The sequence below is a fragment of the Nocardia sp. NPDC020380 genome (genome assembly GCF_044386975.1).
Classification (GTDB): domain Bacteria; phylum Actinomycetota; class Actinomycetes; order Mycobacteriales; family Mycobacteriaceae; genus Nocardia.
Genome location: NZ_JBIRVQ010000014.1, coordinates 188,785 through 199,330, shown reverse-complemented (window position 1 = coordinate 199,330; position 10,546 = coordinate 188,785). Strand labels below are relative to the sequence as shown.

Annotated in this window: 1 pseudogene; it reads left to right on the top strand. The window is 68.9% G+C overall.

Annotated features, from left to right (window positions below):
- Window positions 1–17: 17 nt before the first annotated feature.
- Window positions 18–10,538: pseudogene (locus ACH438_RS34595) on the top strand (type I polyketide synthase); the annotation flags it as partial.
- Window positions 10,539–10,546: the final 8 nt, after the last annotated feature.

Sequence of the window (10,546 nt, the reverse complement as noted above, 5' to 3'; positions counted from 1 at the left end):
CAGCGATAATGACCAAGCCCGACGACAATACCCAGAAACTCGCTCAGGCGCTGCGTGTCTCGCTGAAGGAGACCGACCGGTTGCGTGCGCGCAATCGCAAGCTCGACGCCGCCCTGCGCGAGCCGATTGCGATCGTGGGTATGGCCTGCCGGTATCCGGGCGGCGTCGGTTCTCCCGAAGACCTCTGGCGGCTCGTCTCGGACGGCACCGACGCGACCACCGAATTCCCCGGCAATCGCGGCTGGGATACCGAGCGCCTCTACGACCCCACCGGCGCGGCGCCGAACAGCGTCTACACCCGCGAGGGCGGATTCCTGCACGACGCAGGGGAATTCGATCGCGCGTTCTTCAATATCAGCCCCAAGGAGGCCGCGCTCATGGATCCGCAGCAGTTCTTGCTGCTGGAGACTTCCTGGGAGGCGTTCGAGCGGGCGGGTGTGGACCCGGGTTCGTTGAAGGGCAGCCGGACCGGGGTGTGGGTCGGCATGATGTACCACGACTACCCGCACAACGGGAACGCGGGATCCATTGCCTCCGGGCGGGTTTCGTATGTGCTCGGGCTGGAGGGCCCGTCGATCACCGTGGATACGGCGTGCTCGTCGTCGCTGGTGGCCATGCATTCGGCCGCCGCCTCGCTGCGGTCGGGTGAATGCGATCTGGCGCTGGCCGGTGGTGTCGCGGTGATGGCGAGCCCGGAGACGCTCATCGACTTCAGCCAGCAGCGCGGTCTGGCACCGGACGGGCGGTGTAAGTCGTTCGCCGACAGTGCCGATGGCGTGGGCTGGTCCGAGGGTGTCGGTGTGCTGGTGCTGGAGCGGTTGTCCGATGCCCAGCGCAACGGTCATCGGATTCTCGCGGTGATCACCGGTTCGGCGGTCAATCAGGATGGTGCGTCGAACGGTTTGACCGCGCCGAACGGTCCGTCGCAGCGGCGGGTGATTCGCCAGGCGCTGTCGAATGCCGGGATCACCTCGGCCGATGTCGATGTGGTGGAAGCCCACGGCACCGGCACCACCTTGGGCGATCCTATTGAGGCCCAGGCGATTCTGGCCACCTACGGGCAGGACCGGGCCGCGGATCAGCCCTTGTGGCTGGGATCGCTGAAGTCCAATATCGGGCACTCCCAGGCGGCGGCCGGTGTCGGCGGCGTGATCAAGATGGTCATGGCCATGCAGCACGGGGTCCTGCCACGGACCCTGCATGTCGATCAGCCCAGCACCAAAGTCGATTGGTCCGACGGGCATGTGCGGTTGCTCACCGAGGCGGTGCCGTGGCCGGAGGCCGATCGTCCGCGCCGTGCCGGAGTGTCCTCGTTCGGTATCAGTGGAACGAATGCGCACCTCATCGTGGAACAGGCCCCGGCGAGTGAACCAGTGGCAGAACAGGTTTCGACGCCGGTCGATGGGTTGCTGCCTTGGGTGGTTTCGGCGCGCGGCAGCGAGGCCCTCACAGGTCAGGCGGCCCGGCTGGCCTCCCATGTGGCCCACCATGTTTCGGACCCGGTCGACGTCGGTTTCTCGCTGGCCTCCACCCGTGCTGTCTTCGATCACCGCGCGGTGATCATCGCCGACGAGAAGGACGGGCTCCTCACGGGGGCGCTGGCGTTGGGCCGCGGCGAAACACCCTCGGGCGTCGTGTCCGGTCGTGTGATTCCGGGCTCGACAGGTCTGGTGTTCTCGGGTCAAGGCGCGCAGTGGGCCGGAATGGCCACCGAACTGCGGGCGGCATATCCGGTGTTCGCGGAGGCTTTCGACGCGATCGTCGACGAGCTGGATCCGCGACTGGGGCAGTCAGTTTCGCTGAGTGCGGCGCTGGCTGACGGCCATGTGATCGATCGGACGGTGTTCGCGCAAGCCGGGTTGTTCGCATTCGAGGTGGCGTTGTTCCGTCTGCTCGAGTCCTGGGGTGTGCGAGCGGATATCGTGGCAGGCCATTCGATCGGTGAGGTCGCGGCCGCGCATGTGGCCGGAGTGTTGTCCCTGCCCGATGCGTGCGTTCTGGTCGCCGCGCGTGGCCGTTTGATGCAGGCGCAGCCCGAAGGCGGCGCGATGGTCGCGGTCGGCGCCGCCGAGGCCGATGTGCTGCCGCTGCTGGTCGATGGCGTGTCGATCGCAGCGGTCAACGGCCCGTCCTCGGTGGTGGTCTCCGGTGTCGAAGACGCGGTCGCCGCTGTCGTCGAGAGCTGCGCGGAACGCGGCTGGCGCACTCACAGGTTACGCGTCTCCCACGCTTTCCACTCCGCGCTGATGGAGCCGATGCTGGCCGAGTTCGCCTCGGCAATACAGGGTTTGACCTTCAACCGGCCGCGCATCGCACTGGTGTCCACGGTAACCGGCGCGCGCGTGACCGATGAGATGTCGGGTCCCTCGTACTGGGTGCGCCAGGTCCGCAGCGCAGTGCGCTTCGCCGACGCCGTTGTCACGATGGCGGGTACCGGTGTGTCCCGGTTCGCCGAGGTCGGGCCCGATGCGGCGTTGACTCCCATGGTGGCGCAGACGCTCGATGACGGAGACGTCGCGACCCTCGCGTTGGCGCGTCGAGGCCATGCCAACCCTGCCGCGGTGCTGGGCGGAGTGGCCGGATTGTTCGTCGCGGGCGCCGAAGTGGATTGGACCGGCTTCTACGCCGGCTCCGGTGCGCGCCGAATCGACCTGCCCACCTACGCCTTCCAGCACGAGCGCTTCTGGCTCGATGCCAAGCGGGCGGTGACGGAGTCGTGGCTCGGGGCCGAAATGGGTGTGGTCGGCTCACTCGGCCTGGACGTGGTGGATCATCCGCTGCTGGGCGCCGTTGTGCCGCACCCGGATTCGGGTGGCGTGAGCTTCACCGGCCGCTGGTCGCTGGACTCGGTGGAATGGCTGGCCGACCACAGCGTGCTCGGCACCGTGCTGCTGCCGGGGACCGGCTTCGTCGAACTGGCCGCCTACATCGCCGGACTGCTGGGCTGCGATGTGGTGGACGAACTCGTCCTGCACAGCCCGCTCACGCTGCCCGCCGAAGGCAGCGTCTCGGTACAGGTAGAGGTGGCCGCCGCCGATGACTCGGGCCGCCGGCGCCTGAGCGTCCACTCCCGGCACGCAGGCGAAGGCCCATGGTCGCTGCACGCCGAAGGCGTACTCGCGCCCGGCGACGCGATCGCCGAATTCGACCTCACCGCTTGGCCTCCCGCCGATGCCCAACCGCTGGACCTCGACGGCGTCTACGACGACCTGCTCGATGTCGGCTACGGCTACGGCCCGTTCTTCCAAGGCTTGCAAGCGGCCTGGCACCGCGGCGACGAGCTGTTCGCCGAAGTCGCCCTGCCCGACCCGCAGCAGGCCGAGGGCTTCGGGATCCACCCCGCACTCTTCGATGCGGCCCTGCACGTCGCGATAGTCCACGGCCTGCGCGGCGGCATCGAAGGCTTTCCCGCACTGCCGTTCAGCTGGAACCGGGTGGTGGTGCACGCCGCTGGCGCAGCCGCGGTACGAGTCCGGATCGCACTGCAGAGCGACCGGTTCACCGTGCGGCTGGCCGATGGACTCGGACAACCCGTCCTCTCGGTGGGAGCGCTGGTCTCCCGTCCGATCTCGGCAGAGCGCCTCAATGCGGATCGGGTGTCGGAGGCCCTCTTCGGCGTCGAATGGATCACCGCGCCGCAGGCAGTCACCGCCGAGCCGGGCCAGGTGGCGTGGTTCAGTGAGCTGGCCGCCGACGCAGACGCGACCGTGCCCGAGATCGTCTTGCTGGAATGCCCCCTGCAGGACGGGTCTCCGGCCGAGGCATCACGACAGGTGCTGGCCGGCGTCCTCGACGCCGCCCAGAGCTGGCTCGCCGATCCTCGCTTCGCCGGTTCCCGCTTGGTCGTACTGACCAGAAACGCTGTGGCCGTGGCCGATTCCGAGCAGATTCGCCTGGACCAGGCGCCGGTCTGGGGTCTGCTGCGCGCCGCACAGGCCGAACATCCGGATCGGTTCCAACTGCTCGACCTGGACGAATCTCCTGATGCGAGTACGGCGACCGCCCTCGCGACGGCCGTCGCCGGCGAACCGGAGGCCGCACTGCGCGGGCAGACCGTGCTCGTCCCACGACTTACCCGGCACGCACCCGGCACCATCGCCCGCCTGACCGAACCGGGCACCGTGCTGATCACCGGCGGCACGGGCGGTCTGGGTGCGGTGATCGCCCGGCACCTGGTGACCGAACACGGTGTGCGCCAACTACTTCTGACATCCCGGCGCGGCCTCGACGCTCCCGGCGCAGCCGAATTGCGCGAAGAATTGGCCGGGCTGGGCGCCGAGGCCACCATCGCCGCGTGCGATGTCTCGGACCGCTCCGCGCTGGCAGCATTGCTGGACGGCATCTCCGAAACTCATCCGCTCGTAGGCGTCGTGCATGCCGCGGGCATCGCCGATAACGGTGTGATCGAATCGATGACCCCGGATCGCATCGGGAATGCGTTCGGGCCCAAGGCTGATGCGGCCTGGCACCTGCACGAACTCACCCGTGACCGGTCGCTGTCGCTGTTCGTGCTGCTGTCCTCGGCCGGTGGTCTGGTGCTGGCCGCCGGCCAGGCCAACTACGCCGCCGCGAACGTCTTCCTCGATGCCCTTGCGGCGCACCGGCACAACCTGGGACTGCCCGCGACGTCGGTCGACTACGGCCTGTGGGCCAGATCGACCGGCCTCGGTGCGGACCTGTCCGAGGAAGCCTTCGATTGGATGCGGCGGCAAGGCTTCCCGCCGCTGTCCGAGGCGGACGGCCTGGCACTGTTCGATGCCGCGATCGCCACCGATACCGCACAGCTGGTGGCGCTGCGAATCGACACCGCTGTACTTCGGACCCGAGGCGAGCAGATCCCGGCCCTGCTCCGCGCCATCGCACCGGCCCCCGTGCGCCGCGCCGCCCGATCGGCGGCCGGGCAGGCCTTCCTGCGAAAGCTGGCCGGGCTCTCCGCCTCCGATCGCGCGAGCGCCCTGCTCGGACTCGTGCGGTCCACGGCCGCCGGCCTGCTCGGACACGCCGACGCCGATGCGGTGGAACCCCAGCAGCCCTTCCAGCACCTCGGATTCGATTCGCTGAGCGCCATCGAATTCCGCAACCAGCTCAATGCCGCGACGGGCTTGCATCTGCCCGCCACCCTCGTCTTCGACTACCCGGACCCGAGGGCCGTCGCCGCCTTCATCGATGCCCAGCTCACCGGCGCCACCGCCGATATCGAGGTCACCGCCGCCCGCACCGGCGGCGACGACCAGATCGCCGTGGTGGCCATGAGCTGCCGCTATCCGGGCGGCATCACCTCGCCGCAGGACCTGTGGCAGCTGGTCACCTCCGGCGCGGAAACCATCGGCGAACTGCCGGCCGATCGCGGGTGGGACGTCGAAGCGATCTACGATCCCGAACCTGGCAAGCCGGGCCGGACCTACACCCGACAGGGGTCGTTCCTCTACACGGCAGCCGATTTCGACGCCGACTTCTTCGGGATCAGCCCGAACGAAGCCACGATGATGGATCCGCAGCAGCGCTTGCTGCTGGAGGTGTCGTGGGAGGCCCTCGAACGCGCGGGCGTGGATCCGGCTGCGCTGCGCGGCAGTTCGACCGGTGTCTTCACCGGCGTCATGTACCACGATTACGGCGAGGGCAGCGGCACTGGCAGCAGCACCGCCGGCAGCCTGATCTCCGGCCGCATCGCCTACACCCTCGGTCTGGAAGGCCCGGCGCTGTCGATCGACACGGCGTGCTCGTCGTCCTTGGTGGCTATGCATCTGGCCGCGCAGTCACTGCGGTCGGGGGAGTGCGATCTGGCCTTGGCCGGTGGCGTCGCGGTAATGGCGACACCGGGCATGTTCCTCGAATTCAGCCGCCAACGCGGGCTGTCACCGGACGGCCGATGCAAGTCCTTCGCCGAGTCCGCCGATGGCGTGGGCTGGTCCGAGGGCGTCGGCGTCCTGGTACTGGAACGGTTGTCCGACGCGCGCCGCAACGGCCACGAAGTGCTTGCGGTGCTTGCCGGTTCCGCGGTGAATCAGGATGGCGCATCGAATGGCCTGACCGCGCCGAATGGTCCGGCGCAGCGGCGAGTGATCCGCCAGGCGCTGGCCAATGCCGGGGTTTCTCCGGTCGATGTCGATGTGGTCGAGGCCCACGGCACCGGAACGACGCTGGGCGATCCCATCGAGGCGCAGGCGCTGCTGGCCACCTACGGTCAGGATCGAGCCGCGGATCGGCCCCTGTGGCTGGGATCGCTGAAGTCGAATATCGGGCACTCCCAGGCCGCTGCCGGCGTCGGCGGCGTCATCAAGATGGTCATGGCCATGCGGCACGGCGTGCTGCCACAGACCCTGCATGTGGATCAGCCGTCGACGAAGGTCGATTGGTCCGAGGGCCATATCCGGTTGTTGACCGAGTCGGTGCCGTGGCCGGAGGCAGGTCGCCCGCGGCGCGCGGGTGTGTCCTCGTTCGGTCTGAGTGGCACCAATGCGCACCTCATCGTCGAGCAGGCCCCGATCGCGAATCCGGTTCCCGTTCCGCGGGTCCGGACCGCCCCGGCCGGCGGCGTGCTGCCGTGGGTGCTCTCGGCGCGCACCGGTGACGCTCTCGCCGAACAGGCCAGGCGCCTGGCCGCGTATGCGGACGGCCACGACCCGATGGATATCGGCGTCTCGCTGGTGACGTCGCGAGTGCTGTTCGACCGCAGGGCGGTTGTGGTCGCCGCCGACCGCGACGGCCTGCGGGCCGGTATCCAGGCCTTGGGTCGCGGTGAATCCGTTCCGGGTGTGATCTCCGGTCGCACGATTTCCGGTTCGACCGGTGTGGTGTTCTCAGGGCAGGGTGCGCAGTGGGCGGGTATGGCCACGGAGCTGCGTGCGGCGTATCCGGTCTTCGCCGAGCATTTCGCCGCGATCGTCGCGGAGTTGGATCCGCTGCTGGGACAGCCGGTTTCGCTGGAGACGGCACTGCTCGATGGCGATCTGATCGATCGCACGGTCTACACGCAAGCAGGACTGTTCGCGTTCGAGGTGGCGTTGTTCCGGCTGCTCGAATCCTGGGGTTTCCGTGCGGATGTCGTGGCCGGTCACTCGATCGGTGAGGTCGCGGCCGCGCATGTGGCCGGTGTGCTGTCGCTGTCTGACGCGTGCGTGTTGGTCGCTGCGCGAGGGCGTTTGATGCAGGCACTGCCCGCTGGTGGGGCAATGGTGGCTGTGGGCGCATCCGAGACGGACGTGCTGCCGCTGCTGGTCGACGGTGTGTCGATCGCGGCGGTGAACGGTCCCTCCGCGGTGGTGGTCTCCGGCATCGAAGACGCGGTCACGGCGGTCGTCGATCGGTGCGTCGAACAGGGCTGGCGCACACACAAATTGCGTGTCTCCCACGCCTTCCATTCGGTGCTGATGGAGCCGATGCTGGACGAATTCGCCTCGGTGGTCAAAGGTTTGGCCTTCGCCCGGCCGAATATCCCGCTGGTGTCCACGGTCACCGGCGCCCGGATCGGCGACGAGATGTCCGATGCGTCGTACTGGGTGAATCAGGTCCGCGACACGGTGCGCTTCGCCGAGGCGATCACCGCAATGGCCGAGGCGGGTGTGTCCCGGTTCGCCGAGGTCGGTCCCGATGCGGTGCTGACCCCGATGGTCGCCCAGACCCTCGACGGCAGTTCCGCGGCCTTGGTGGCAATGGCCCGTCGCGACGACCACGCCGATCCGTCGACCCTGCTGACCGCGGTGGCCGGACTGTTCGTCGCCGGCGCCGCGATGCACTGGTCCGATCTCTACACCGACACCGGTGCCCAGCGAATCGACCTGCCCACCTACGCATTCCAGCGCCGCCGCTACTGGATCCCCGAAGGCTCCACCAGCAATGGCGGCGCCCGGGCAATGGGCCTGATGGCCACCGGACACCCCTTGGTCTCGACGGTTGTGTCGCAACCGGATTCGGACGCCATCGCGTTGAGCGGGCGTCTGTCGGTGCAGTCCCATCCGTGGCTGGCCGATCACGCGGTCATGGACACGGTGCTGTTCCCCGGCACCGGCCTGGTCGAACTCGCCCTGCACGCCGGTGAGCGGGTGGGTTGTTCGAGCCTGGACGAGCTGGTGCTGCGGGCTCCGCTGGTGCTGCCGGACTCGGCGGGTATCGCGGTGCGCGTGGTGGTCGGTGCCGCGGACGAGGCGGGTCGTCGCGGGGTGCGGATCTTCTCCCGCCCCGACGAAGACGCCGACTCGGCGCACTCGCCGTGGACCTTGAACGCCGAAGGCGCACTCGTGCCGGAATCCGACAGCGCCCCTGCGGATCTGGTGGCCTGGCCGCCGGCCGGAGCGACCGCGGTCGACCTCGACGGTGTCTACGACGCCCTCGATGACCAGGGCTATCACTACGGCCCGGTGTTCCAGGCGCTGCGCGCGGCCTGGCGCGGATCCGACGGGGTCTACGCCGAAGTCGAACTGCCCGAGCACGCTCGCGCCGACGCGGAGCGCTTCGGTGTGCACCCGGCCCTGCTGGATGCGGCCCTGCACGCCTTGCGTTTCGCCGGCGACAACCCGGCCGAGGCGAACGGGCCGGTGGTCCTGCCGTTCGAATGGTCCGGTGTCACGGTCCATGCGGCCGGGGCAGATGCGTTGCGTGTCCGGCTCACCCGCAGGGGCGAGCACGGTGTCGCGCTGGATATCGCAGACTTCACCGGCGCCCCGGTGGCGACGGTGCAACAGCTGTCCTCCCGGCCCATCGATCCCGCCCAGCTCACCGCCGGTACCCCGATCGCGCGCACTGCCGTGTTCGACATCAACTGGACACCGATCGCGCTGTCCGAGGACGCGGGTACCGCGGTTGCGTGGGCGGACCTCGGTACCGGAAGCGACCCGGTCCCGCCGGTCGTGGTGCTGGACTGCCCTGCGGGTAATGATCCCGCCGCCGTCCGCACCGCGACACACAGTGTGTTGCCGGCACTGCAGGCCTGGATCGCCGATCCGCGATTCGGTGAATCGGTGCTGGTGGTTCGCACCGACGGCGCGGTATCGGTTGCCGGGGAAGACATTACGAACCTCGCCGGTGCAGCAGTGGGTGGCCTCGTGCGTTCCGCGCAGGCAGAGAGCCCCGGGCGAATCGTCTTGCTCGACTACGATTCCCGCACTGCCGGTCCCGAACTCGGCGCGATTGCGGCGACCGGTGAACCGCAGGTCGCCGTGCGTAACGGGCAGACCTACGGTGCCCGGCTCACCCGGGTCGTCTCCACCGCCGAGATCACTCCGGCTGCCCGCGCCTTCGATCCGGACGACACCGTGCTGATCACCGGCGCCAGCGGCTACCTCGGCGGATTGTTCGCGCGGCACCTCGTCGGCGCCCACGGCGTGCGCAGGCTGCTGCTGTTGAGCCGCCGCGGTGAATCCGCTTCCGGCGCCGCCGAATTGCGGGAGGAGTTGCACGCGCTCGGCGCCGAGGTCGAGTTCGCCGCCTGCGATGTGGCCGACCGTGCCGCGCTGGCCGAGGTACTGGCGGGCGTGCCCGCCGCTAACCCGCTCACCGGTGTGTTCCACCTGGCCGGTGTCCTCGACGACGGCGCCATCGCCTCGATGACCCCGGACCGGATCGATTCGGTCCTGGCGCCCAAGGTCGATGCCGCCCTGCACCTGCACGAACTGACCGCCGACCTGCCACTGAAGGCATTCACGCTGTTCAGCTCGATCGCCGGCTCGTTCAACGCTGCGGGACAAGGCAACTACGCCGCGGCCAATGCCTGCCTGGACGCCCTGGCGGCGCACCGGCGGGCAACCGGGCGGAACGGCCAGTCACTGGCCTGGGGACTCTGGAACCCGGACGGCGGTATGGGCGCGGAACTCAACGAGGCCGATCGCCGCCGCATGTCCCGCACGGGCATGCTGCCACTGTCGGAAGAACAGGGCCTCGCGCTCTTCGATGCCGCGACCGGCATGGACACCGCGGCCCTCATCCTGGTCCGCCTGGACCTGGATGCCATGCGCGGCGCGGGATTCGCCGCGCCGCCACTGTTCTCCACCCTGATCCCGCAGCGCCGCAAGGCGGCCTCGGGCGCATCCACCGCGCTGCGCGCGCGGCTGGTGAACACACCCGAGAGCGAACGGCTCGGTGTCCTCGTCGAGATCGTCCGCGGCCAGGTCGCCACCATCCTCGGGCACCAGAACGCGAATGCCGTTGCCGCGGATCGTCCCTTCAGCGAATTGGGCTTCGATTCGCTCACCGCGATCGAGTTCCGCAACACACTCAAAGCCGTGACGGGCCTGCGCCTGCCCGCGACCCTCGTGTTCGACTACCCGTCACCGCAAGCCTTGGCCGAATACCTGGCCGAAGAATTCACCGACCACAATCCCGACCAGGCAACGGATCTGCCGGAGAACGATATTCGCCGGGCCCTCCAAACCATCCCGCTCGCCCGGCTCCGCGACGCGGGCCTGCTGGATGCCCTCATGAAACTCGCGGCCGGGCCGGAAAGCCCCGCCGAGCCCGAGCCGACCATGACGGACGAATCGATCGACGGGCTCGATATCGACGATCTGATCGACCTGGCCTACAACAACTCATCAGAGGACTGACGGCACAT